Raw genomic sequence first — 21,997 nt, 5'->3', positions numbered from 1 at the left:
TACCCGCGAGTAGGATCGCGGGGCCGTCCCGCCGCGCCCCCTCTGAGAGGACACCCCCATGCCGCGCATACCCTCCTCACCCCTGCTGCTCGCCGGACTGCTGGCGACCGCGGGGGTGGCACACGCCGTCAGGCCCGAGCAGTTCGACAAGATCGTCCCGCGTTCGCTGCCCGGCACCCCGCGGCAGTGGACGTACGCGAGCGGCGCGGCGGAGCTCGCCCTCGCCGCTGGGGTCGCGCATCCGCGGACCCGTCGGATGGCCGCACTGGCCACGGCGGCGTTCTTCGTCGGCGTCTTCCCGGCCAACGTGAAGATGGCGGTCGACGCCCGCCGCGGCGCCCCCGCCGCACGGGCCGTGACCCTGGCCCGGCTGCCGCTCCAGGTACCGCTGGTCCTGTGGGCGCGCAAAGTCAGCCGGAGCGCCACGACCGGCTGACGTCCGCGCGCGCTCCCGCACCCGATCGGGCGCCCCTCGCGCATCCGGTCGCGCCGCCCGGGCAGAAGTGCCGCACAGAGCCCCCGGTCACACGTCGGCGGACCGGGGGCTCGCCGCCCCGCCGCTCCGGCCCGGCGTACGTCAGGGGCTGTCGCCCGACCAGTCCCAGCGCTGCGGGTCCGTCGCGCGGCGGCGGTAGTGGGCCCGGCCGCCCGCCCCGTAGCGGCCTATCTCCGTGGGCAGGCGGGCCTCCTCGGTCAGCTGCGGTCCGCTCCAGCCGGTGACGTCGAGGAGGAGGCCGTCGAGCGGGCCGCCCACGAGCTCGCCGTAGGCATGGCCGGGGCGCGGGCCGGGGTCGGGGTCGTCGTGGTCTGCGCCGTAGACCCGGCGCCGCAGCATCCTGTCGTCCATGCGTCCAGGCTGCCAGCCACCACTGACAACGCGCCGCCCCGTCCCGGGGATGATGGGGTGCGCGGGCCACCACACGCCGGACCGGACGGGACCCGCCGGGACACACGAGGAGCAGCACACATGGCACGTCGGGTACACCAGCCGCTGGAGGACCAGGAGTTCGATTTCATCCTGGGAATGTCCCCGGGGCCGGTTCTCGCCTACTTCACGGGCACCTGGCCCAAGGCCGTCGAGGCCTGCCGCGCCATGGACGTGCTCGTCGGCGAGCTGGCACAGGAGTACGGGGCGCGGTTGACCGCCGTACGGACCGACATCACCCGCTGCCCCGGCCCGACCAGGCGCTACGGCGTGACGGGCGCGCCCACCGTGGTCCTCGTCAAGGACGGGGAGGCCGTGGCGTCCCAGGCCGGACCGCTGACCCGCGAGGAGTTCCGGGCGTTCCTCGAAGCCCACCTGTGACCCCGCCGCACGGCCGCTGGGCCCTTCGGGCGACATGCGGCCGGTCTGGCCGAAAGTGGCATAGGTGAGATAGGTGCCTAGGGCATGTAATGGAGCCGGCAAGACGGACCATCGCTCGCGAGGTGCTGCATGTCAGAAACCGTTGCCTTTCCCCAGGACCGGACCTGTCCCTACCACCCCCCGGCGGCGTACGCGCCCTTGCGGGAGACCCGGCCGCTCTCCCGCGTCACCCTCTTCGACGGCCGCTCGGTCTGGGTGGTCACCGGGCACGCCGAGGCGCGCGCCCTGCTCTCCGACGGCCGGCTCTCCTCCGACCGCCAGAACGCGGCCTTCCCCGCCACCACCAAGCGCTTCAAGGGCCTGACGGCGCGCCGGACCGCGCTGCTCGGCGTCGACGACCCCGAACACAACACGCAGCGCCGCATGCTGATCCCCAGTTTCTCCGTCAAACGCATCGCCGCCCTGCGGCCGCAGATCCAGCAGACCGTGGACCGGCTGCTCGACGGGATGACCGCCCAGGGCCCGCCGGCGGAACTGGTCGGCTCCTTCGCCCTGCCCGTGCCCTCCATGGTGATCTGCGCCCTGCTGGGAGTCCCGTACGAGGACCACGAGTTCTTCGAGGCGAAGTCGAGGCAGCTGCTGCGCGGCCCCGAACTGTCCGACGTGGAGGAGGCCCGCCACAGCCTCGACGCCTATCTGCGGGACCTGATCGGGCGCAAGCGCACCGACCCGGGCGACGGGCTGCTGGACGAACTCATCGCGCAGCGCCTCGAAACCGGTCAGACCGATGTCGAGGAGCTGGTCGCCCTGGCCGTGATCCTGCTCATCGCGGGCCACGAGACCACGGCGAACATGATCTCGCTCGGCACCTTCACCCTGCTGCGCCATCCGGAGCAGCTGGCCGAGCTGCGCGCGGACCCTTCGCTGATGTCGGAGGCCGTGGAGGAGCTGATGCGGTTCCTGTCGATCGCCGACGGCATGCTGAGGGTGGCGACCGAGGAGATCGAGATCGGTGGCGTCACGATCGGCGCCGACGACGGGGTGGTGTTCTCCACGTCCGTCATCAACCGCGACGAGTCGGTCTTCGCCGATCCCGACTCGCTGGACTGGCACCGCCCGACCCGCCACCACCTGGCGTTCGGTTTCGGCATCCACCAGTGCCTCGGCCAGAACCTGGCCCGCGCCGAGATGGAGATCGCCCTCGGCTCCCTGTTCGCCCGGTTCCCCGGGCTGCGCTTGGCGGAGGAACCGGACCGGATCCCCTTCAAGCCCGGCGACACCATCCAGGGCATGCTCGAACTTCCCGTGGCATGGTGAGCGGCATGCGGATCTCCATCGACCGAGGCGTCTGCATCGGCGCCGGCCAGTGCGCGTTGACCGCGCCCGACGTGTTCACCCAGGACGACGACGGCTTCAGCGAACTGCTCCCGGGCCGCGAGGACGGCCACGGCAGCCCGCTGGTGCGGGAGGCCGCCCGGGCCTGTCCGGTCGCGGCGATCTCCGTGGAAGACGCCTGACGAACGGCGTGGGCCGCACCCGGGTGGTGGTTCCCGGGTGCGGCCCACGCTCGGAGCTACCCCCCGAGGACCGCCACGGCCTCGCGTTCGAGTCCGGCGCAGAGGTCGACGAGCCCCGCGCACGCCTCGAACAGCTCCCGGCGCTCCCCCGCGTCGGCTGCCGGGTCGGCCTCGCGGGCGAGGGCGGCGAGCTCCGACCAGTGGAGGCCCGATGCGCGCAAGAGACCGGCCGCCTCGGAACGGCCTACCAGGTCCAGGAAGTCGGCGTACAGCGGCCGGGTGGCACCGGGCGCCGTCCACTCCTCCTCCAGGGAGGCGTACAGCCGCCGGGTGGCGCCGCGGAACGTCTCGGGTGAGGCGCCGAACCGCTGCTCCCAGGCCGCGGCGGTGCTGGTGTCGCGCAGGTCCGCGGAGAGCCGGGCCATGCCGGAGAAGCCGAAGTTGACGTCGAACCGGTTGCCGAGGACCGGCCCGGTCAGGTGCGTGACGGTGGCGGCGACGGCCCCGTCCACGTCCGGGTCGGCCTCGGCCGGTCCGGTGGGTACGACCAGCTGGTGGCGGCCCGTGGGGTGGGCGCTCCAGGCCGCGCCGAACTCCTCGCGGTCGATCCGGTAGGGCGCCGCGGCGCCGTCCTCGATGAAGAGGTCGTCGCCCTCGTACCCCGCGATGACCACGGTGTACGCGTCGGCGCCCGGCATCGGGGCGACCGCCTCGTGCCAGGGCAGCGAGGAGCGGTCGACGACGCAGAAGACGGGGTGCCCCTCGTCGAGCGCGGCGCGGACCCGGCCCCAGCGCGGTTTGGTGCTGCGGGTGGCGTCGTAGGGGACGTGCAGTCGGCCGAGGGCGACCTGCACCCACGGCTCGGGGTGGGCCTGGGCGACGATCGTGGCGAGCGGCGGGCGCTCGGGGTACTCGAAGACGAAGTACATGAAGCCGATACCGCCCGCGAGCCCCGCGACCAGCGCCTCGTCGTGGGCGTTGCCCAGCGCGTGGCGGATCAGGGAGCTCTCGCGGTGGCGTCCGGTACCGAATTCTTCGTACAAGAGCACAGTCATGCGGTCAGCGTAGTCGCGCCGGAGGGCCGGTCCGTCCGCACGCGAAGCCGACGGCGCCGCTCGCTCCCGGCCGCCGCGGCCGAGCCGGCGGGCCCGCACCGGCGGCTGCTCCCGGCCCGGCCAGCCGCTGGAGTGCGGCGGCCGGCGCGGCGGGCGGCCCGTGAGCGGCGCGGGCCCCGCCGGAAGACTTGCGGCGGGGCCCACGGACAGCTCGGCTCGTGAAGCGGGTCAGAGGGTGACCACCCGCTCCGCCTGCGGACCCTTGGGGCCCTGGGTCACCTCGTACTCGACCTTCGCGCCCTCCGCCAGCTCCTTGAAGCCGGTGGTCTGGATCGCGGAGAAGTGCACGAACACGTCGGGACCACCGTCGTCCTGCTGGATGAACCCGAACCCCTTCTCCGAGTTGAACCACTTCACGATGCCAGTTGCCATGGGTACTGATCCTTCTCAACGTGCCTCTCGGGCCACACGCGCGGCCGTCTCGATAGTGCCCACCCGCCCCGCCCGCCACACCCCAGGCGCGGCCAACCGGGTTCGTTCGAACTTCTGCCCGGCTTGTCGGCGAAAGGAGTGAGCACGCTCCGTGGCGGTGGCTCCGCTCGCGCCCGGAGGCCGGGGCTACGGCTGGTAAAATGGGCGGGAAACTTGATGCGCGGGCCGCTGTCGCCCGGTGCGGACGTGTACGACGAGCCGGGGCCCGTACCGAGGGGTACGGGCCCCGGCTCGTTGCCGTCCCAGGGGCGCGCCGCGCCGCGCTCGCTCTCCTCACGGAAGGTTCTGCATGAAGAACCCGTCAGCTCACGGGCGTTTCGGCGTCAAGGCCGGAGCCAAGGCAGGCGGCAAGCCGGGGGCCAAGGGCGGCCCCGGCAAGGCCCCTCGGACCCTCGGGCCGCAGGGCGAGTTCGCCATGCCCAGGACCGTCACGCCCGCACTGGCGCCGGTGGCGTCGTTCGCGGAGCTCGGTCTGCCCGTCGAGCTGGTGGAGACGATGGCGGAGCAGGGGGTGCGCGAGCCGTTCCCGATCCAGGCCGCCACGCTGCCCAACTCCCTCGCCGGCCGTGACATCCTCGGCCGCGGCCGGACCGGTTCCGGCAAGACCCTCGCCTTCGGTCTGGCCCTGCTGGCCCGTACGGCGGGGCAGCAGGCGGATCCGAAGCGGCCGCTCGCCCTGGTCCTCGTACCGACCCGGGAGCTCGCGCAGCAGGTGACCGAGGCCCTGGACCCGTACGCGAAGGCCCTGGGCCTGCGGATGGCGACGGTCGTCGGAGGCCTGTCTATCGGCCGGCAGTCCGGCGCGCTGCGCACCGGCGCAGAGGTCGTGGTGGCCACCCCGGGGCGCCTCAGCGACCTCGTCGGGCGGCGTGACGTCCACCTGGAGCGGGTACGGATCACGGTCCTCGACGAGGCGGACCAGATGTGCGACCTGGGGTTCATGCCGCAGGTCACGGAGATCCTGGACCAGGTGCACCACGCCGGTCAGCGGATGCTGTTCTCCGCCACCTTGGACCGCAACGTGGACCAGCTGGTGCGCCGCTACCTCAAGGACCCGGTCTCCCACTCGGTGGACCCGCAGTCCGCCTCGGTGGGGACCATGGACCACCACGTCCTGCACATCCACGCGGCGGACAAGATCTCCGCCGCGACGGAGATCGCCGCGCGCGAGGGCCGGGTGCTGATGTTCCTGGACACCAAGCACGGCGTCGACCAGTTCGTGAAGCACCTGCGGGCCATGGGCGTGCGCGCGGAGGGCCTGCACAGCGGGAAGTCGCAGCCCCAGCGCACCCGGACCCTGGGGCAGTTCAAGGACGGCCTGGTCAACGTACTGGTCGCGACGAACGTCGCGGCCCGCGGCATCCACATCGACGACCTCGACCTCGTCGTCAACGTGGACCCCCCGGCCGACAGCAAGGACTACCTGCACCGCGGGGGCCGCACGGCCCGGGCCGGTGAGTCCGGCAAGGTCGTCACCCTCATCACCCCGAACCAGCGGCGCGACATCGTCCGGCTGATGGCCGACGCGAAGATCCGCCCCACCATCACCCAGGTCCGCTCCGGCGAGGCGGCGCTCAGCCGGATCACCGGCGCCAAGGCGCCGTCGGGCGTCCCCCTGTCCGGCTCGGCGCCGACGGACGCCAAGGGCAGGCCGAGCGGATCGGACCTCGGCTTCCGGGGCATCGGCACCCGCCCGGGGAGGCCCGGCAAGGGCAAGGAGTCCCGTAAGACCATCGAGGCCCGGCAGGCGGCCGAAGCCCGCCGCGCGGCGCGGGTGCGCAAGGCCAACTGACACCCGCGCGGCGCGGCCGGACTCAGCGGCGGCGGCGCCGCGCGGCCACGATCGCCCGGGTGATCACCGGCGGGAGCAGGTCCTTGGCCAGCTTGCGCCAGGCGGCCGGGGGCTTGCGGACGGCGGCGGGGGCCTGCGGGGCGACGGGCTTCGCCTCCTGTGCCGGGTGCAGCGGCTGCGGGGGCGCGAGGGGGATGACGCCTTCGTCGCCGATCCGCACGAGCGGCAGGCCGGCCACGATGTCGACGCCGTGCCACAGGTCGGTGCGGCCCTCCAGCCAGCTCAGCAGCGCCGTCTGGTGGGGCGCGGGGTCTCCCCAGGTGGCGTAGAGCTTCGAGGCCGAGACGGCGATGACCCGCAGCCCGTCCCCGACGACGGCGGCCCACACCGCTGCCGCCACGCCGGGGCAGTGCGCGGAGCGGTAGTCGTCGAAGACGACGACCGCGTCCGGGGCGGCCACCAGCCGGGAGGACTCGATGTCCTGGACGACGTGCTCGTAGAGGTGCGAGGCGTCGATGTGGATGAAGCGGCAGCTCTTTGCGCGCACCCGGTCGGCCACCACGGAGGTGGGGGCCTGGATGAGGGTGGGGAGCGCCTCGTGGAAGGCGAGGTAGTTCGTCTCGAAGCCGCGCCGGGTGAGGGTGGGGTACGAGTCGCGGACCTCGCTGAGGTTCTCGTCGTCCGGCGGGGGCGAGTCGAAGAGGTCGCAGACGGTGAACTCCTCGCCGGCCCGGAGGTATCCGGCCAGGAAGATCGCGCTCTTCCCCATGAACGCGCCGAGCTCCAGGAGATCGCCCGAGGAGGCGGCGTCACTGTTCTGCCGGGTCAGGAACCAGTCGAAGAGCACCTGGTCGTACGCCGAGAACCAACCCTTGACCTCGCTGTAGGCGTGCGGTGTGGGGGGAGCGGGCTCGGCCTCCGGGGTGGTGACGGGAGCCTGTGAAAGGTGCGACACGGAGAGTCATCCTCCAGCGGAATGGCATGGTCCAACGCTGATACCCGGCCAGGTGAGCCGACCTTAAGCCCCCGAACGCACGTGTGACGAGGCTTCGGTGAGAGAGCGTCCGCAATCCGTGCCACCGGCGCACCCATCCGTCCCTTTTGTCCTGGTATGACCGGTTCGCTCGACCGCTGCCCGGACGGTCCCCGCTCAGGCAGTGGTACGTCTGCGCAGCCGCCGGGCGGCTGCGTCGCGGACCCGGTGGGTGCGGGCGGCCGAGGCGAGCACGCCGAGCGCCTCGTACGAGTTCACCGTCTGGGCGGCGGTGCGCTGGCACCAGTCGGATGCGGCCGTGAGCTCCGCCGCGGACCACGGCTCGCCCGCGGCGATGGCTTTCAGCAGGGTCCACTCGCGCAGTCGCCGGGAAGGGAAGAGCCGCCCGTGGAGCGCCGGCTCCATGGCCCGGGCCCAGCCGGGGAAACGGCCGTCGGCCGGCAGCCGGACCGCGCGCCGGTCCAGGTGCGTGACGACGGCACTCTCGGCCATCACCGGGTCCGGGTCGCGCAGGACGACGGCGACCGCCTCGGCCTCGACCGCCTCGGCGAGGGCGACGGCTTCGCCGGCGGCGGCCGCCGCGAGCGCCGCGAGGTGGCGGGCGTAGCGCCACCGCTCGGGCGGCTGCTCCGGTCCGCTCCCCTGCGTCCGCCGTATCTCGTGCTCACTGCTCCCCATGCCCCCATTCCACACGACCCCTCCGGCCGCCGGCCGCCCAGGGGTGCGGGGGCGGGGGACGCGGCGAGTCCCGGGGGCGAGGCGGCGCGGGTTCCGGCAGGGCGCCGCGCCCGGGTCAGCGTTCGTAGTCTTCGTGGCCGCCGTAGCCCTGTTCGTCCTCGTGGCCGGGCCCGGGCAGCGGGGCCCCGGTCTCCAGCAGCGTCTTGAGACTGGAGGCGAGGAACGGCCAGGTCCGCGCGCACATGCCGATGAGGGTGCCGCCGGGCTCGAACCCCTCGTGGATGACGGTCAGTCGGGCGAGCGTGTCACCGACCGGTTCGATCTCGTACGTGACCTTCGTGCGCCTTTCGCGCGCCAGCTCGGCCCGCAGCTCCTCGCCGATGCCCACGGATGCGGCCCATTGCGGCGTGAAGGTGTGCCAGGTGTAGGACAGCCTGCGGTTCGGGACGCAGTCGAGCACCACCTGGGCGGGGTCACTGGTGCGGGCGCCGCGTTCGATCCAGTCCATCCGCGAGCCCACCGCCCAGTCGGTCTCGAAGCTCAGGCCCCAGTAGCGGCGGGTGAGGGCCGGCTCGGTCAGCGCCTGCCAGACGCGGTCGGGGTCGGCCTGGATGTAGAGGGTGTACGTGATCGCGCTGTCGCTCATGGCCTCCATGCTGCGGGACCACGGACCGCGGGGCCGGGATTGCGGCGGGGACGACACCGGGGCCGTCACCAGCGGGCGCCCTCGCGGGGCAGTTCGGTCGGCGGGATCCGGGGCGGCGCGGGGAGCGAGAGCTGCTGGCGGGCCGCGTGGACGGCCGCCAGCTCCTGACGGCCGGCCGGACCCCAGTCGCTGAGCTCGCGCACCTGTTCCGGGGTGGCCAGCAGCCTCGCGTACGCGGGGTCGCGGTGCGCGGAGACCGAGGTGAGGCGGGCCACGGTGCGGGCGTGGGCGCCCTGGCCGGCGTACCGGTAGCCGAGCGGGGCGGCCGCGGCGGTGGGTTCGGTGTTCGGGGGCGGCAGGTGCGCGGCGCCCGTGGCGCGGGCGATCAGCAGCAGGACCCGGCCGTCGGGGGCGAACAGCCATCCGGAGCGGTCCCGCACGGGCAGCCCGGCCGGCACCGGGCCGGGGTGCCAGGAGCCGCGCCCGGGCGTCCTGCGGGTCCGCAGCACGCCGAGCCGGTCGAGGGCGGTGGGGGTGACCGGCCGGCCGTCCTCCAGCAGCGCCGGACCGGCCCCGGCGATCCGGGCGCGCAGCGCGGACAGGGCCCGGCGGGCGTCGCCGGCGTCCATCAGGGCCGCCAGGTCGGCGGGCTCGACGAAGTCGATGCCGGTGATCTCCTGGGCCGGGAGGCGGACGGCCCCGATCCGGTCGGGGGTCCAGGTGCCGCCGTCGAAGACGTAGAGGATCTCCCCGGGGAAGCTCATCTCCGGTGGGAACCCGGGGGCGCCGGCGGGGATCCAGTCGACGGCGAGCCCGCGCGGGTAGTGGCCGTCGATCCCGAGCTCTTCGCGCATCTCCCGGGCGGCCGCGGCGGCCGGTGCCTCGCCCGCGTCGACGGCGCCGCCGGGCAGCAGCCGGTCGGGCCGGTAGTCGACCGTCTGGACGAGCACCCGGCCGTCGGTGTCCGTGACGAGGACGAGCGCCCCGGTCCAGAGCGCGGCGCGCGAGGCTCCGTACTCGGCGGGCGTCATCCAGGTGCCGGCCTGCGCGGCGGCCTGCCCGGTGGCCTGGCCGGCGACCTGCCCGGTGGCCTGGCCGGCGTCGTCGGTCAGCTGGGGCATGGGGACTCCGTTTCGCCGTTGGGGTGACCCGCCGGCTGTGCAACAGCGGCGACCGCTCGGCGGTTACGGCGCGCACCCGGATGCGGAATCCGGTCCGCCTTTTTGCTTCGCCGATACCTCCTTATTGCCTGATTATGTCGATCTTGCTAACTTCCGTGATGCGGACAGGCGGCCTGAAAACCGCCCGTCCGACCACGTGACCGGCCGTGGGGGGCGAAGCCGGTGTGAGGGGCGCCGACGGTGCGACGGCCGTCGGCGGTAGAACCGACGAGTGGCGATCCGGCTCAGGCCCCGACCCCGAGCGTCCGGCCCGTTGCCGCGTCGACCACCGTCCCGTTGCCCAAGGGTGAGCGGAGCGCGAGGCTCACCGGCTCCAGCCTGATGCCGGCCCTGCAGGCCTGACCGGGCTTCTCCCGTGTGCGCACCCACAGTCTCAGGGTGATCGTGGTGTCCGATTCGCTGCCTGTGAGCCGACCCGTCTGACAACCGCCTACCGCGACGGCGGTGGTGACGGTCCGTCCGTCATGCCCGAGGCGTACGGCGCGGATGAGGGGCTGGGGCTGCGCCCGAGGCGCCGCCGCGCAGGCGGCCAGGGGGAGCCCGCAGACGAGGAGGGCCGTCGGCAAGAGGGGTCGCTTCATGGCGCTCGGACGCGCGAGCGGGCCACCGGGGTTCCCTCCCGGCTGCAACTGCGCAGCCACTCCTGCCCGTTGACGTCGTTCACGCGTCACGGCGTCACACGACGACCACCGCCGGCCCACCCGCGATGCGCGGTCACCGCGCCACCCCGGACGGCCCCGCACACGACACCCGGATCCCTGGCGAAACGGACCCCGGCCGTGGGGCCGGAGCACCATCATGGGGCGATGACCAGACCCGGCCCCGGCCAGCGGCTCGCCCTCCACATACGAACCACCCTCGGCGACGGGCCGTTCCGCCCGGCCCGCGGGTGGACCCACATGGGCGCCGTGATCTGCGACGCCGGGTTCCACGCCCGCCGCCCGTACCGGTCGACCCTGTTGCCGCGGCTTCGCCGGCTGGAGGCGGCCTGGCCCGACGCCGCCACGGTCCGCGGCTTCCGTGCACGGCTCGCCACCGAAGACCTCGCGGTCGCCATGGATTTCCGAAGCCCCGGCAGGGTCGCCACGGCCCACGGCATCACCGCTCTGCCGGCTGCCGCCGGAGTCGACACCCGCGACGATCTGCACGCCTGGCTCGGCCACCGGGCCAACCGTGCGGCCCTGCGCACGGTGAAGGGCGTGGGGCCGAAGACGGTGGACTACATCGGCAACCTCGTCGGCCGGTCCCAGGTCGTGGTGGACGTGCACCTGAGGGCCTTCGCCGCGGACGCCGGTGTCCCCGACCTCGGTTACCGGCAGCTCCAGGCCGTGTACGAGGAGGCCGCCGCTCTTCTCGGGCACGCCCCCGGCGGACTCGAGCACGCCGTCTGGTGCTTCAAGGCGAGTGCGGCGAGGAAGGCGGCACCCGGCGACGAGGGACCCGCCGGTCAGGCGTCGGGGTCGTAGAGTGCCGTGAGTTCGGCGCCGATGCGGGCCAGCGTGCGGCGGAGCTCCGGGGGGTCCAGGACTTCGACCAGGGCGCCGAAGCCCGCGAGCTGGGCGGCCAGTGCGCGGTGGGCCGGACCGTCGATGCGGACCTCCGTCCAGCCGTCGTCCAGCGGCTCGCCGACAGTGACCCGGCCTCGGAGCACCCGTTGGAGGCGGGCCAGCGCCTCGGGGGCGACGCGGGCCCGGGCCGTGACCGCGAACATGCTGCCCTCGATCACCTCGGCCCGCTCCCGCCACACCGAGGCGAGGTCGAAGTCCGGGGGCCGGACCACCGGTTCGCCGGTCGGTTCCACCGAGGTGACGCGGCTGAGCCGGAACGTCCGCAGGCCCGACTCCGTACCGGCGACGAGGTAGTCGGCCCCCGCCTTGGCGACGAGCCCGAGGGGGTCCACCACCCGCACACCCGGGGGCTTCCCGACCCCCGCGTACCCCAGCAGGACCCGCTCCCCCTCCACCACCGCGCTCTGGAGCAGCGAGCGGTGGCCCGACTGCGACGTGGCGGCGTTGCGGGACCAGTCCGTGGCATCGGTGATTCCCGCGCGGGCGGCGGCCTCGGCTCCGGAGCGCAGCGCCGGCGGCAGCGCACGTACCAACTTGCGCAGGGTGGTGCGCAGTTCGGGCGTCGCGGCGAGCGGCCCGGTGAGCAGGAACAGCGCCCGGATCTCGGCGGCGGTCAGTCCGGTGAGGTTGGTGCGCGCGCCGCCGACCAGGGACCAGCCGCCGCCCCGGCCGCGCTGGGAGTACACGGGGATCCCGGACGCGGCCAGCGCCTCCAGGTCGCGGCGGGCGGTGCGCTCGGACACCTCCAGTTCGGCGGCGACCTCGCAGACGGTGACGCGGCCGCGCTCCTGGAGGAACAACAGGGTCGCCACCAGCCGGTCAGCCCTCATGCGCAGCCACCCACTTCCTCCGGAGGAACTCCGGTAAAACTGGCCATGAGGTGGCCACTTTAGCCGCAACGATGAACCCATGAACGAGAACACCGCACAGCTCGCGGCCCCGCAGCCCCTGCCCGTCCACGCCTTCGACCCGCGCCCCGACCTCTCGGCCGCCATCGCGCTCGCCGGCCGCACCCTCGCCGCCGTCCGCCCCGACCAGTACGACCTCCCCACCCCGTGCGCGGAGTTCGACGTCCGGCGGCTGTCGAGCCACCTCGTGGCCGTCCTGCGCCGGATCGCGGTGATCGGACGGGGCGAGGACCCGTTCAGCGTGCCGTCCTTCGCCGACGAACTGTCCGACGGCGCCTGGGCCGCTGCCTGGGCGCCGGCCACGGTGGAGGCGGAGGCCGTGTGGGCGGACGACTCGATCCTCACCCGGGAGCTGCGACTGCCGATCGGCCCCAAGCCGGGAGCGGTCGGCGCGGTCATCTACACCAACGAACTCACCGTCCACACCTGGGACCTGGCGCGGGCGACCGGACAGCAGCCCGTGTGGGACCCGGCCCTGGTGGAGCGGGTGCTGGAGGTCCTGCGCCGGTCCCTGCCGGCCGGCCGGCGCGGTGGCCCGGTGCCCTACGCGGAGGTCGTCGCGGTGGACGACGACGCTCCCGCCATCGACCGGCTCGTGGCGTGGACGGGCCGCCGGCCGTGAGCCGGCCGGCAGGACGGTCGGACGCCCGACGGCCCGTATGCGGGGCGGCGGGCGTCCGACGGCCCGTATGCGGGGCGGTCGGGCGTCGGACGGCCCGCCGGCCGGGATATCGGGTGGATCCGCCCGCGCCGCCTACCTAGAGTGACGGTGGAAGGCCCCGTCGGGCAGGAACCGAGCAGGAGCGGATCATGCGCACGCACTACCCCCGTACGGCGCACCTGCCCTGGTCCCCCGGGGCGACCCCGGACGACGTGCGCATGTCCGGGCCCATCGCTCTGGCCGGTCGGGAGGTGGTCGTCACGGAGAAGCTCGACGGGGAGAACACCACCCTCTACCGTGACGGGCTGCACGCACGCTCCCCGGATTCCGGGCACCACCCCTCCCGGGCCTGGGTGAAGGGCCTCCAGGGCCGCATCGGTCCGCAGATACCGGCGGGCCGGCGGGTGTGCGGCGAGAACCTCTACGCCCGGCACTCCCTCCCGTACGAGGACCTGGACGGCTGGTTCTACGGGTTCTCGGTGTGGGACGGCGACCACTGTCTGGACTGGGACCGGACGGTGCGCTTCCTGCGGCGCCTGGGCGTCCCCACCCCGCGCGTGCTGTGGCGGGGCGTCTACGACGAGCGCGCGCTGCGCAAGCTGCGGATCGACACCGCGCGTCAGGAGGGGTACGTCGTACGGACCGTCGCCGGTTTCCCGCGGACCGACTTCGGGCGGTACGTGGCCAAGTGGGTGCGCGCAGGGCACGTCCGGACCGACACGCACTGGATGTACGCGCCGGTGGTACCGAACGGGCTGGGGCCCGCCGCCCCGCTGTGGGCGGTCCGGTCGGGCTCCGAGCCGGACCCGGCGGCCCTGCTCGGCGCGCTCGGCATGGAGCCCGGCCCCGCGCCCGGGGCCGCAGAGGCCGTCGCCGACGTGGCCGCCCGGCTGGACGGGCTGGGGCGGACCGGGGAGAGCCGGCTGACCGGGGTGCTCGCCGCCGCACTGCACGGCGTGCCGCGCGCCCGGCTGGGTGCGCGGCTGGCGGCGGGGCCGCTCGGGATGCCGTCCGCCCGGCGGGTGGCGGACCTGGTCGGGCTGTACCCGGCCCTGCGCAGGCCGTTCCCCGACGCGGAGCGGCGGGCCGGGCTGGTCCGGCTGGCCTCGGCCGCCGACCTGGGCGTACTGCACGCGCTGGCGGGGGCGCTCGGGGATCCCCGGGACGGGGCGGGGCGCGAGTGCGTCGAGTGGTCCGCCCTGTACGCGCAGGAGGAAGGGCTGCTAGGACCGGACCCGCTGGGGCCGTTGCGGAGCGGGCTGCGCGAGGCGCTCGCCGGGCTGGGGCAGCGCGCCGCCGACCGGTGCTGGGCGCAGGCACGGGAGGCCTTCGGGCGGGCCAGGGTCCACACCGCCGAGGAGGCGGTCGCCGCGACCTGGCGGCTGCGCGACGGGGCGTTCCCGTACCTCGTGCAGTTGTGCGGGCCGTCGGGCAGCGGCAAGAGCACCTACGCCGGGCGGCTGGCCGGGGTGGAGACGTACATCAGTCTGGACGATCTGCGCACCGCCCGGGGTTCCCGCTCCGACCAGCGGGCCAACGCCGACGTGCTGCGCGAGGGCCTGGACCGGCTGGACACCGCCCTGGCGGCGGCCGCGCGCACCGGCCAGACCGTGGTGTGGGACGCCACCTCCCTGACGAAACAGCAGCGCGGGCTGGCCGGAGCGGTCGCGCGCCGCCGCGACGCGCTGGTCACGCACGCCGTTCTGTGGGTGGAGGAGGACGAACTGGTGCGGCGCAACGCCTCCCGGGCGCACCCCGTACCGGATGCGGTACTGGACTCGCAGCTGCGCCGGTTCGGCCCGCCGTACCCGGGCGAGGCGCACCTGACGTGGTACGTCGGCGGCGACGGCACGCTCGCGGACACGGCCGGGTCGATCGACGAGGCGGACGCGGAAGAGACCCCGGCGGTCGTCGGGACACCGGGCGGGGACTGCTGATGCGTACCAGCGAGGAGCTCTACCACCAGGTCCGCTGGGACCCCCGCTTCGACCCGGCGCGGTTCACACTCGGGCTGCTCCAGCGCGGGGCCGCGCCCAAGCGGGTTCCGCTGCCGTCCTTCGTGCCGGGCGGAGACATCCCCTGGCACCGGGTGCTGTTCGTGGAGGCGGACGGAGAGCTGGTGTGGGACCGGGCCACCGGAGTGGACCGGATCGACGTGACGCGGGCCGGGCGGGTGCGTGCCCCCCGGCTGCTGCGGGCACCGTTCTTCACCGCCCGTACCCCGCACGCCTGGGATCCGGCGGACGGCGGGGGCTGGCGGCCGGTGGAGGCGCCCGGCGCCGGGGCGGCGCCCGGTCCGGCCCGGGTGCGGCTGCTCACCTGGAACACCCTGTGGGACCGCTACGACGCCCCGCACATCTCGACCGCCCGGCGCAGGCCGCTGCTGCTGGCCGAGCTGGAGGCCGCCGACGCGGACGTGATCGCGCTCCAGGAAGTCGAACCCGCGCTGCTCGTCCCGCTGCTGGCGCTGCCGTGGGTCCGGGCCGGCTACGCCCTGGGCACCGACCCGGGCGGCCCCGACGTCGCGGAGAGCGGGTTGCTGGTGCTCAGCCGCCTGCCGGTGCGCGAGGCCGGGATGAACGTGCTGGGCCGCCACAAGGCGGTCACCGCCGTCACCGTCGATACGGCGGGCGGCCCGCTGGTGGTGGCCGCGACGCACCTGAGCAGCGACCACTCCGAGCGCGGTGCGGACCGGCGCGCGGGGGAACTCGCGCGGCTGGCCGAGGGGCTGGGCGGCGTCGAGGCCCAGCTGGCGCTGGTCGGCGACTTCAAAGACGGGCGGTCCGGGGCCGAGGGCCCGGCCGCCGCGCTGGGGTTGCGGGACGCGTGGAGCGAGGTACACGGGCCGGCGGACGACACCCCGACCTTCGACCCGGTGGCCAACCCGCTGGCCGCGGTCGGCTCGCTGTCGGGTCGGGCGGCGCGGCTGGACCGGATCCTGCTGCGGTCGGCGGACGCGCGGGTGCGGGAGGCCGCGCTGCGGGGCGATTCCCCCACCACCGACGGACTGTTCGTCTCCGACCACTACGGGGTGGGGGCCACGGTCGAATTCGGGGCCGACGGCGGGGGCGGCACCCTCGGCGTAGCGGCGACCGCGCGTACGGCGGTGGCGTGGCTGCCGCCGCCCGACCCGGCGGTGGACGCCCTGCGGCGGGAGCACGACCCCGGGGCCGACCGGTGGCCGCCGCACGTGAACCTGCTGTTCGGCTTCGTTCCGGAGTCCTCTTTCGAGGAGGCGCTGCCGCTGCTGGCGGAAGTCGCCGCCAAGACCGCGCCGTTCACCACCCGGCTGGCCGGGGTGCACAGCTTCGGGCACCGCGAGTACGCCACCCTGTGGCTGGACCCGGCGGCCGACGGTGACGCGGCGTGGCAGGAGCTGCGGCGGGCGCTGGCGGAGCGGTTCCCCGGTTGCCGCGGGCGGGGTGCGGACGCGCGGGGGTTCACCCCGCACCTGACGCTGGGGCGCAGCGGCGATCCGCAGCGGGCGGTCCGCGAGTTCGAGGTCCGGCTCGGGGGCGGGGGCCCGGCGGCGCGGGTCGGATCGCTCGCGGTGCTGTCCCGGCGCGGGGACGAGCCGATGCGGGTCAGGGCGACCGTGGAACTCGGGACGGGGTCGGTTCGCCTGCTCCCCGAGGGGACGCTTTCGCCGCGACCCGGCGGTGACGGGCCGACGGACGCGGACAGCGCCGGGCCCGAAGCCGTGGCGCTCGCCGAGGGACTCGAAGCCGGGGCGCTCGCCCCTGAGCCGGACACCGCGGGATCCGTCGCCGCCCGGGTCGGGGCGGCGCTCCCCGGCGCGGTGGTGCACCTGGCCGGGTCCCGGCGCATGGGCTGCGCGCTGCCGGGGGCTGACCTGGACCTGGTGGCGGCCCTGCCGGGCGAGGTGGACCCCGAGCGGCTGCGGGAGCGGATCGCGGCGGCGCTGCCGCATGCCCGGCGACTCCGGCTGGTCACGGGGGCGCGGGTGCCGGGCCTGCGGTTCCGGGTGGACGGGCTGGACGTGGACCTGGTGGCCGTCGCCACCGGGACGACGCCCCCGGCGCGGGCGGTGTCCCGGCGGGCCGCGTTGGGCGGGGCGGCGGCGGTGGCGCTGAGCGCGGTCAGCGACGCCGACGCGGTACGGGGCTTCGTGGGCGCGGCGTCCGGGGCGTTCGCGGGGCTGGCGCGCGAGGTGAAGGCCTGGGCCCGGTCCCGTGGCCTGGACAGCGCACCGTTCGGCGGTCTGCCGGGGCTGGCCTGGGCGGTACTGGCGGCGCGCACGGTCGCGGAGGCCGAGGACCTGGCCCCCGGGGCGCTGCTCAGGGAGTTCTTCGCCACCTGGGCCGCCTGGGACTGGCGCGTCCCGGTCGCCCTGGACACGCCGAACACCCTGGACGCGCCTGGCGTCCGGGACGCGGCCCCCGGCCCGGACGAGGGCTCCGACCCGGCCGTCACCGTACTCACGCCCTCCCACCCCGTCCGCAGTTGCACGGCCCAAGTGGGCCCCGGGACCCGGGACCTGCTGGTGCGGGAGCTGTACGCGGCGTGGGAGTCGCTGGACGCCGATCCGGGCCGCCGCTCCCCCGCCGCCCCCACGCCGCCCCACCGGCGGCACGCGGCATGGGCGGTGGTCACCGTACGCGGCGCGGGGCCCGGTCAGCTCGAGGAGAACCTGGGCCGGATGCGGGGCCGTCTGCGGGCCCTGCTCGGCGTCCTCGCGGACGCCGGGCTGCCCGACGTCCACGCCTGGCCCCGCCCGTTCGAGCGCGGCGACACCCTGGCCCGGTACGCGATCGGCCTCGGGACCGCCCCTCCGGACGCGGCCCGGCTGGCCTCGCTCACCGGCCCGTGGTCCTCGGGTCTGCCGGGCGTCGAGGTCACCTGGGCGGAGTGCGGAGCGGTCCCCTCGCTGGCCTGACCCGCGGGACGGGGACGCTCAGAGCTCGATGACGATCTTCCCGGCCGTGTGCCCGGCCTGGCTCAGCTCGAAGGCCGCCGCCAGCTCGGCCAGGGGGAAGGTCTCGGCGACCGGCACCGTCAGCAGCCCGCTGTCCGCGAGCCGGCCCAGTTCGGTGAGGTCGTCGGCGACCGGCCTGACCCACATCCACTGGCCGCCCGCGCCGAGCACCGTGTGGTCGGCGATCGACGCGTGGCGCCCGCCGTCCGCGAGGACCGCCCGCGTCACGTCCAGTACCCCGCCGACGAAGTCCGCGACGACGCTCACCCCGTCGGGGGCCAGCTCGCGGACGCGGTCGGCGAGGCCGTCCCCGTACGCGACGGGCTCGCATCCCAGTTCGCGCAGCCGGTCGTGGTTGCGCGGCGAGGCAGTGCCGATGACGCGGGCACCGAGCGAGCGGGCGATCTGCACGCCGAAGGAGCCGACGCCGCCCGACGCACCGTGCACGAGGACGGTGTCCTCCTTGCCCGTGCCCAGGCGGGTGAGGAGCTGGTACGCGGTGAGGCCGGCCAGCGGAAGCCCGGCGGCCTGCTTCCAGTCGAGCGAGGCGGGCTTCGCGGCCAGTGCCCGTACGGGGACGCTGACGAACTCGGCGAAGGTGCCGCCGTGCACGTAGTCCTTGCGGGCGTACGCCATGACCTCGTCCCCGACCGCGAACTCGGGGACGTCGATGCCGACGCGCTCGATGGTCCCGGCGACGTCCCAGCCCGGGACCACCGGGTACACGACGTCCATCAGCGCGTCGAGCCCACCCGCCATGATCTTCCAGTCGACCGGGTTGACCGAGGCGTACTTGACGCGGACGAGCACCTCGCCGGGCGCGACCTTGGGGACCGGCAGCCTGGTCTCGGCGAGCACCTCCGTACCGCCGTACGTCTCGTATGCCATGGCCCGCATCGTTTCCTCGGACATGTACCCGGCCTCTCCGTGAGCTGGTGGCTGGTGCGATCGCCTGCGTGCCGCCATCCCATCACGGACGGCCGCGCCCGCCCCGGCAAGCCGCGCCGCCCGCCCCCGACCGCCCAGGCCGCCCCGACCGCCCGGGACGCCCGGGACGGTCCCGCCCGGGCGGCACGCGCACCGGCACCACCGCGCCTCAGCCGAAGGCGGCCCGCGTCGCCGGGCCGTAGACGCCGGGCGGGTCGCCCTTGATGTCGCGGTCGCTCTGGAGCTGCGCGACACCGCGCCGGGTGCGCCCGTCGTAGACGCCGGTGACGGCGACGTACGTGAACCCCTGCGCGTACAGCCGCTGCTGGAGGACGCGCACCTCGGGGCCCTTGTCCCCCTGGCGCAGGGTCGCGGAGTCCTCGGCCGGGGTCGGCGGGACGACGCCGGACGGGCCGCCCCCGGGCGTGCTCCCCGGCCGGGAGCCGGGAGCCGACGGCGTGGCCCTGACCGGCGCCGGGGTGGAGGCCTTCGGCCGGTCCGGGGTGGCGGAAGGGGGTGCCGGGTCGGTGTCGGGGCTGCGTGCCGGGAGCACCGGCACGCTCAGGCCGGGCGGCGCCGAGGCTCGGCCGGGTCCGGGGTCGGGGCCGCCGGGCAGGAACACCAGGGCGCCGGCGACCGAGAGCCCGAGCAGGGCGAGGAGGGCGAGGAGGGCGGGCGCCCGACCGCCGCGCACGCGCCGGTCGGGCACGACGGACACCGCCGGGGCGGTCGAGGGCGCGGGAACCGGCGGCGCCGCGCCTTCGGGCCAGGTCGGGCCGTTGGCCGCGGAGGCCGGCGGGCCGGGGGCCGCGACGTAGGGGCGTACCAGCAGGCCGTCGTCAGGCATGGGCCCGCTTCCGGCTGGTGGCAAGGGGTACCGCCGTGCGGGCGGGCAGGGGCATGGGTGCGTCTTTCGAAGTACGGGTCGCGCCGTGGTGCTTGATCGGGGCGCACTCTTGCCGCCCGGGACGGGTCCGGTCAAGCCCGGTGTCCGATCCGCCCGTTCCCTCCGGTCGGGCCGGCGGGTTGCGAGCTCCGGCGCGCATCGTGTCACCCGGACGCGTGAGCGGCGCGTCTGGGCCGTCCGGGGTGCGGCATGGTGGGGGAATGCAGTTACGCCGGGCCGCCCTGCCCCTTTCCCTCCTCGCGCTCCTGGCAAGCGCCGGCTGCGTGTCGGTCGGGCCCGGTGAGCCCGCCGCGGGTCCCGCCCGGGGTTCGCTGCCGCCCGTCGACGCCCCGGACGCACCTCCCGTCCTTCCCCCGTCCGAGCCGCTGCCGCTGAGCCCGTTGCCCGACCCCGGCCCGGCCCCGGATGCGGCCCCCGACCCCGGGCCGGAGGCCGAGGGGCAGCCGAAGGGCAAGACCCGCGTGCACCCCGCCCGCAGGGGCGGCGAGCACGCCGCGAAGCCCGCCGCCCCCCGGCGGGTCCGCCCGCCCGACGCACCGCGCAGGACGGTCCCGCGCGGCCGGGGCGGCGAGGAGCTGTGCGCGGCCGCGGAGGGCGTCGTACCGCCGTCCGTCGTCGACCTGTGCGTGCGCCAGTACGACCGCTGACCGGCCCGGATTCCGGTCCGGGCGCTCGGGGCTTGACCCTCACACCGTGTCAGGCCCTGCAATGGAGGCGTCATGTTCACCATCGGAGACTTCGCGAAGTACGGCCGGGTGTCGGTCCGCATGCTGCGTCATTACGACGCCCTCGGACTGCTGCGTCCGGCACGTGTCGACCCCGCCAGCGGCTACCGCTTCTACGAGGCCGAGCAGCTCACCCGCCTCAACCGCGTCATCGCCCTCAAGGAGCTCGGCTTCACCCTCGAAGAGGTGGGGGCGATCCTCAACGAGCGGCCGGGCGTGGCGGAGCTGCGCGGGATGCTGCGGTTGCGGCGGGCGGAACTGGAGAGCGCCCTGGCCGCAGCAGCGGCGAGGCTGGCGGAGGTCGAGACGAGGCTCCGGACCATCGAGAGCGAGGGGACCATGCCCACCGACGAGATCGTCGTGAAGAGCCTGCCGCCCGTCCGGCTGGCGGAGGTGACCGGCGTCGCCGCCGGATACGCCCCGCAGGAGATCGGGCCGGTCATCGGTCCTTTGTACGAGGAGCTGTGCAGCCGCGTCGAGGCTGCGGGGGTGGTTCCGACGGGCCCGGGTCTGGCCTACTACGAGGACGCTCCGGACGCCGCGCCCGGATCCGTCCTGGTGCACGCCGGGCTCCCCGTCGCAGCGGCCGTCCACGCCCGGGACCTCGGGGGTGCGGTGAGGATCGTCGAGCTGCCCGGGGTCGAGCGGGCGGCGACCGTGGTGCACCGCGGGCCGATGGACGACGTGTTGCCCACGGTGCAGGCGCTGGCCCGGTGGATCGACGCCCACGGTCACCGCTCGGCCGGGTTCGCGCGCGAGCTGGGCCTTGCCTGCCCCGAGGACCGTGAGCAGTGGGTCACCGAACTCCAGGAGCCCCTGACCCCCTGACGGCCGTGGCCGGTGCACGCCGCGTGCGCCGTCCGCGGGCGGCGGCGCAGCGCCGGGCAGTGCCCTCGCGGGCGGTCCGCAGCCGGCGCATGGCGGTGTGCCCGCGTCGCCGCCACTCGGCGCCGGGCAGCCCGGCGCGCCGGCCGCCCCCGGCGATCAGGGCGTTGACGGGGGCGTGCGGGTCGGCGGACATCCCCTTGGCGACCAGGACCCCGACCACCAGCGGGACCAGTGCCACGGCCAGCGCCGAACCGGCGGTGGCGACCTGCTGCATGCGCGGGTGGTGCGGGCCGCGCGCGGCTTCGTTCTTCATGCCGCCATTCGACCAGCGGGGGCCCGGCGGGGAATCGGTGCGGATACTCATGCCGTTGGACGTGGCGTACTCAGACGGGGTGGTGTGCGTGGCGGAGGAACCGGGCGGGCAGGGCTTCGAGGCGGCGACCGGGGACGGCCCGGCCCCGCCGGCGGGCCCCGGGCGGGCGGCCGAGGTCCGGACGGCGTACGAGGGGCTGATGCAGATCCGGCGTCTGGTGAACGGCCCGCGGGGTGCCGGGGTTCCCGCCCCGTGGGAGCTGCGCCGGATGCCGCGCGCAGTGGCCCTCGTACTGGAGGCCTCGGGCGTCGCGCCGTCGGCGGTGGCCCCGGACGGGCGGCGCACGCGGAGCGGTTACCGGGTGGCGCCCGCGCCGGAACCCGGGCGGGTGCACGTGTCCTGGCTCGGCCCGCCGGGCGGTGGCGCGGCGGACGAGGAGCAGGAGCGGCTGTCGGAGTGCGGGCGGGTGCTGGAGCGGCACGGGTGGGAATGCCTGCTGTACCGCGGCCCCCGCCGCCGCCGTTTCCTGGAGGTCGAACCGCCCCGCTGAGGGCCGCCCCCGG

General features: G+C 75.3%; 23 protein-coding genes. 12 read left to right on the top strand and 11 right to left on the bottom strand.

Annotation, left to right across the window (positions count from 1 at the left end; translation table 11 throughout):
• Positions 1–58 precede the first annotated feature (58 nt).
• Positions 59–436 carry a DoxX family protein gene (locus tag OG861_RS27945; protein ID WP_329192895.1) on the top strand — a complete coding sequence of 126 codons (378 nt, stop codon included), beginning with the start codon at positions 59–61 and terminating at the stop codon, positions 434–436.
• 141 nt (positions 437–577) lie between these two features.
• Here the strand turns inward: OG861_RS27945 and OG861_RS27940 are convergent, their stop codons facing one another.
• Positions 578–847: a hypothetical protein gene (locus OG861_RS27940; protein WP_329192897.1), complete on the bottom strand. Its 270-nt coding sequence runs from the start codon at positions 845–847 to the stop codon at positions 578–580.
• Positions 848–967: 120 nt separating this feature from the next.
• Between OG861_RS27940 and OG861_RS27935 the strand changes: the two genes are divergently transcribed.
• The 3 genes from OG861_RS27935 (at position 968) to OG861_RS27925 (ending at position 2,823) form a co-directional block, all read left to right on the top strand.
• On the top strand, positions 968–1,306 hold the full coding sequence (locus OG861_RS27935; protein ID WP_329192900.1) for a thioredoxin family protein: 339 nt from the start codon (positions 968–970) through the stop codon (positions 1,304–1,306).
• Between the two features lie 129 nt (positions 1,307–1,435).
• Positions 1,436–2,623: a cytochrome P450 gene (locus OG861_RS27930; RefSeq protein ID WP_329192903.1), complete on the top strand. Its 1,188-nt coding sequence runs from the start codon at positions 1,436–1,438 to the stop codon at positions 2,621–2,623.
• A 5-nt stretch (positions 2,624–2,628) separates the two neighbouring features.
• Entirely contained in the window at positions 2,629–2,823 is a 195-nt protein-coding gene (locus OG861_RS27925) for a ferredoxin (RefSeq protein ID WP_329192905.1), read from the top strand.
• Between the two features lie 56 nt (positions 2,824–2,879).
• Here OG861_RS27925 and OG861_RS27920 read toward each other — a convergent pair whose 3' ends face one another.
• Both OG861_RS27920 and OG861_RS27915 read right to left on the bottom strand, forming a co-directional pair.
• Complete coding sequence (locus OG861_RS27920) at positions 2,880–3,878, bottom strand: BtrH N-terminal domain-containing protein (protein ID WP_329192907.1); 999 nt, start codon at positions 3,876–3,878, stop codon at positions 2,880–2,882.
• Between the two features lie 228 nt (positions 3,879–4,106).
• The gene (locus tag OG861_RS27915; RefSeq protein WP_329192909.1) at positions 4,107–4,310 is read right to left on the bottom strand and encodes a cold-shock protein; all 204 of its coding nucleotides are present in this window, start codon (positions 4,308–4,310) and stop codon (positions 4,107–4,109) included.
• Positions 4,311–4,659: 349 nt separating this feature from the next.
• On the opposite strand from OG861_RS27915, the gene OG861_RS27910 reads away from it, so the two are divergent.
• Entirely contained in the window at positions 4,660–6,162 is a 1,503-nt protein-coding gene (locus OG861_RS27910; protein ID WP_443056434.1) for a DEAD/DEAH box helicase, read from the top strand.
• A 22-nt stretch (positions 6,163–6,184) separates the two neighbouring features.
• Here OG861_RS27910 and OG861_RS27905 read toward each other — a convergent pair whose 3' ends face one another.
• The 4 genes from OG861_RS27905 to OG861_RS27890 all read right to left on the bottom strand — a co-directional run bounded on the left by OG861_RS27905 (position 6,185) and on the right by OG861_RS27890 (position 9,601).
• Positions 6,185–7,117: a class I SAM-dependent methyltransferase gene (locus OG861_RS27905; RefSeq protein ID WP_329192910.1), complete on the bottom strand. Its 933-nt coding sequence runs from the start codon at positions 7,115–7,117 to the stop codon at positions 6,185–6,187.
• A 195-nt stretch (positions 7,118–7,312) separates the two neighbouring features.
• Entirely contained in the window at positions 7,313–7,834 is a 522-nt protein-coding gene (locus OG861_RS27900; protein ID WP_329192911.1) for a hypothetical protein, read from the bottom strand.
• A gap of 115 nt (positions 7,835–7,949) precedes the next feature.
• Positions 7,950–8,480: an SRPBCC family protein gene (locus tag OG861_RS27895; protein WP_329192913.1), complete on the bottom strand. Its 531-nt coding sequence runs from the start codon at positions 8,478–8,480 to the stop codon at positions 7,950–7,952.
• 65 nt (positions 8,481–8,545) lie between these two features.
• Positions 8,546–9,601 (bottom strand): NUDIX domain-containing protein, encoded by a 1,056-nt coding sequence (locus tag OG861_RS27890; RefSeq protein ID WP_329192914.1) that lies wholly within the window; start codon positions 9,599–9,601, stop codon positions 8,546–8,548.
• A gap of 866 nt (positions 9,602–10,467) precedes the next feature.
• On the opposite strand from OG861_RS27890, the gene OG861_RS27885 reads away from it, so the two are divergent.
• Positions 10,468–11,127 (top strand): hypothetical protein, encoded by a 660-nt coding sequence (locus OG861_RS27885; RefSeq protein ID WP_329192915.1) that lies wholly within the window; start codon positions 10,468–10,470, stop codon positions 11,125–11,127.
• Here the strand turns inward: OG861_RS27885 and OG861_RS27880 are convergent.
• Positions 11,109–12,059, bottom strand: coding sequence for a helix-turn-helix transcriptional regulator (locus OG861_RS27880; RefSeq protein ID WP_329192917.1), 951 nt, complete (start codon positions 12,057–12,059; stop codon positions 11,109–11,111). The genes OG861_RS27885 and OG861_RS27880 overlap by 19 nt on opposite strands.
• Positions 12,060–12,138: 79 nt before the next feature.
• On the opposite strand from OG861_RS27880, the gene OG861_RS27875 reads away from it, so the two are divergent.
• The 3 genes from OG861_RS27875 (at position 12,139) to OG861_RS27865 (ending at position 17,695) form a co-directional block, all read left to right on the top strand.
• Entirely contained in the window at positions 12,139–12,759 is a 621-nt protein-coding gene (locus OG861_RS27875) for a TIGR03086 family metal-binding protein (RefSeq protein WP_329192919.1), read from the top strand.
• 188 nt (positions 12,760–12,947) lie between these two features.
• Positions 12,948–14,735 (top strand): RNA ligase family protein, encoded by a 1,788-nt coding sequence (locus tag OG861_RS27870; protein ID WP_330261891.1) that lies wholly within the window; start codon positions 12,948–12,950, stop codon positions 14,733–14,735.
• On the top strand, positions 14,735–17,695 hold the full coding sequence (locus tag OG861_RS27865) for a poly(A) polymerase (RefSeq protein WP_330261890.1): 2,961 nt from the start codon (positions 14,735–14,737) through the stop codon (positions 17,693–17,695). The genes OG861_RS27870 and OG861_RS27865 overlap by 1 nt, the downstream gene beginning before the upstream one ends.
• Positions 17,696–17,713: 18 nt before the next feature.
• Here OG861_RS27865 and OG861_RS27860 read toward each other — a convergent pair whose 3' ends face one another.
• A complete protein-coding gene (locus tag OG861_RS27860) occupies positions 17,714–18,631 on the bottom strand; it encodes an NADP-dependent oxidoreductase (RefSeq protein ID WP_329201981.1) in 918 nt (305 codons plus the stop codon).
• Positions 18,632–18,830: 199 nt separating this feature from the next.
• On the bottom strand, positions 18,831–19,508 hold the full coding sequence (locus OG861_RS27855; RefSeq protein ID WP_329192925.1) for a peptidoglycan-binding protein: 678 nt from the start codon (positions 19,506–19,508) through the stop codon (positions 18,831–18,833).
• A gap of 260 nt (positions 19,509–19,768) precedes the next feature.
• Here OG861_RS27855 and OG861_RS27850 point away from each other — a divergent pair, with 260 nt between their 5' ends.
• Both OG861_RS27850 and OG861_RS27845 read left to right on the top strand, forming a co-directional pair.
• A complete protein-coding gene (locus tag OG861_RS27850; RefSeq protein WP_329192926.1) occupies positions 19,769–20,215 on the top strand; it encodes a hypothetical protein in 447 nt (148 codons plus the stop codon).
• Between the two features lie 72 nt (positions 20,216–20,287).
• Positions 20,288–21,121 carry a MerR family transcriptional regulator gene (locus tag OG861_RS27845; RefSeq protein ID WP_329192928.1) on the top strand — a complete coding sequence of 278 codons (834 nt, stop codon included), beginning with the start codon at positions 20,288–20,290 and terminating at the stop codon, positions 21,119–21,121.
• Here OG861_RS27845 and OG861_RS27840 read toward each other — a convergent pair.
• Positions 21,090–21,434, bottom strand: coding sequence for a hypothetical protein (locus OG861_RS27840; protein WP_329192930.1), 345 nt, complete (start codon positions 21,432–21,434; stop codon positions 21,090–21,092). The genes OG861_RS27845 and OG861_RS27840 overlap by 32 nt on opposite strands.
• A 61-nt stretch (positions 21,435–21,495) precedes the next feature.
• Here OG861_RS27840 and OG861_RS27835 point away from each other — a divergent pair, with 61 nt between their 5' ends.
• Positions 21,496–21,984 carry a hypothetical protein gene (locus OG861_RS27835; protein WP_329192932.1) on the top strand — a complete coding sequence of 163 codons (489 nt, stop codon included), beginning with the start codon at positions 21,496–21,498 and terminating at the stop codon, positions 21,982–21,984.
• Positions 21,985–21,997: the final 13 nt, after the last annotated feature.

Origin of the sequence: Streptomyces sp. NBC_00539, assembly GCF_036346105.1 — a bacterium.
GTDB lineage: Bacteria > Actinomycetota > Actinomycetes > Streptomycetales > Streptomycetaceae > Streptomyces.
The sequence above is the reverse complement of the archived record's forward strand: the minus strand, read 5'-3'. Positions and strand labels throughout refer to the sequence as shown.

Coding starts and splice junctions, on each gene's coding strand:
- OG861_RS27945 (WP_329192895.1), top strand. CDS start 59: ATGCCGCGCATACCCTCCTCACCCCTGCTGCTCGCCGGACTGCTGGCG.
- OG861_RS27940 (WP_329192897.1), bottom strand. CDS start 847: ATGGACGACAGGATGCTGCGGCGCCGGGTCTACGGCGCAGACCACGAC.
- OG861_RS27935 (WP_329192900.1), top strand. CDS start 968: ATGGCACGTCGGGTACACCAGCCGCTGGAGGACCAGGAGTTCGATTTC.
- OG861_RS27930 (WP_329192903.1), top strand. CDS start 1,436: ATGTCAGAAACCGTTGCCTTTCCCCAGGACCGGACCTGTCCCTACCAC.
- OG861_RS27925 (WP_329192905.1), top strand. CDS start 2,629: ATGCGGATCTCCATCGACCGAGGCGTCTGCATCGGCGCCGGCCAGTGC.
- OG861_RS27920 (WP_329192907.1), bottom strand. CDS start 3,878: ATGACTGTGCTCTTGTACGAAGAATTCGGTACCGGACGCCACCGCGAG.
- OG861_RS27915 (WP_329192909.1), bottom strand. CDS start 4,310: ATGGCAACTGGCATCGTGAAGTGGTTCAACTCGGAGAAGGGGTTCGGG.
- OG861_RS27910 (WP_443056434.1), top strand. CDS start 4,660: ATGAAGAACCCGTCAGCTCACGGGCGTTTCGGCGTCAAGGCCGGAGCC.
- OG861_RS27900 (WP_329192911.1), bottom strand. CDS start 7,834: ATGGGGAGCAGTGAGCACGAGATACGGCGGACGCAGGGGAGCGGACCG.
- OG861_RS27895 (WP_329192913.1), bottom strand. CDS start 8,480: ATGAGCGACAGCGCGATCACGTACACCCTCTACATCCAGGCCGACCCC.
- OG861_RS27890 (WP_329192914.1), bottom strand. CDS start 9,601: ATGCCCCAGCTGACCGACGACGCCGGCCAGGCCACCGGGCAGGTCGCC.
- OG861_RS27885 (WP_329192915.1), top strand. CDS start 10,468: ATGACCAGACCCGGCCCCGGCCAGCGGCTCGCCCTCCACATACGAACC.
- OG861_RS27880 (WP_329192917.1), bottom strand. CDS start 12,059: ATGAGGGCTGACCGGCTGGTGGCGACCCTGTTGTTCCTCCAGGAGCGC.
- OG861_RS27875 (WP_329192919.1), top strand. CDS start 12,139: ATGAACGAGAACACCGCACAGCTCGCGGCCCCGCAGCCCCTGCCCGTC.
- OG861_RS27870 (WP_330261891.1), top strand. CDS start 12,948: ATGCGCACGCACTACCCCCGTACGGCGCACCTGCCCTGGTCCCCCGGG.
- OG861_RS27865 (WP_330261890.1), top strand. CDS start 14,735: ATGCGTACCAGCGAGGAGCTCTACCACCAGGTCCGCTGGGACCCCCGC.
- OG861_RS27860 (WP_329201981.1), bottom strand. CDS start 18,631: ATGCGGGCCATGGCATACGAGACGTACGGCGGTACGGAGGTGCTCGCC.
- OG861_RS27855 (WP_329192925.1), bottom strand. CDS start 19,508: ATGCCTGACGACGGCCTGCTGGTACGCCCCTACGTCGCGGCCCCCGGC.
- OG861_RS27850 (WP_329192926.1), top strand. CDS start 19,769: ATGCAGTTACGCCGGGCCGCCCTGCCCCTTTCCCTCCTCGCGCTCCTG.
- OG861_RS27845 (WP_329192928.1), top strand. CDS start 20,288: ATGTTCACCATCGGAGACTTCGCGAAGTACGGCCGGGTGTCGGTCCGC.
- OG861_RS27840 (WP_329192930.1), bottom strand. CDS start 21,434: ATGAAGAACGAAGCCGCGCGCGGCCCGCACCACCCGCGCATGCAGCAG.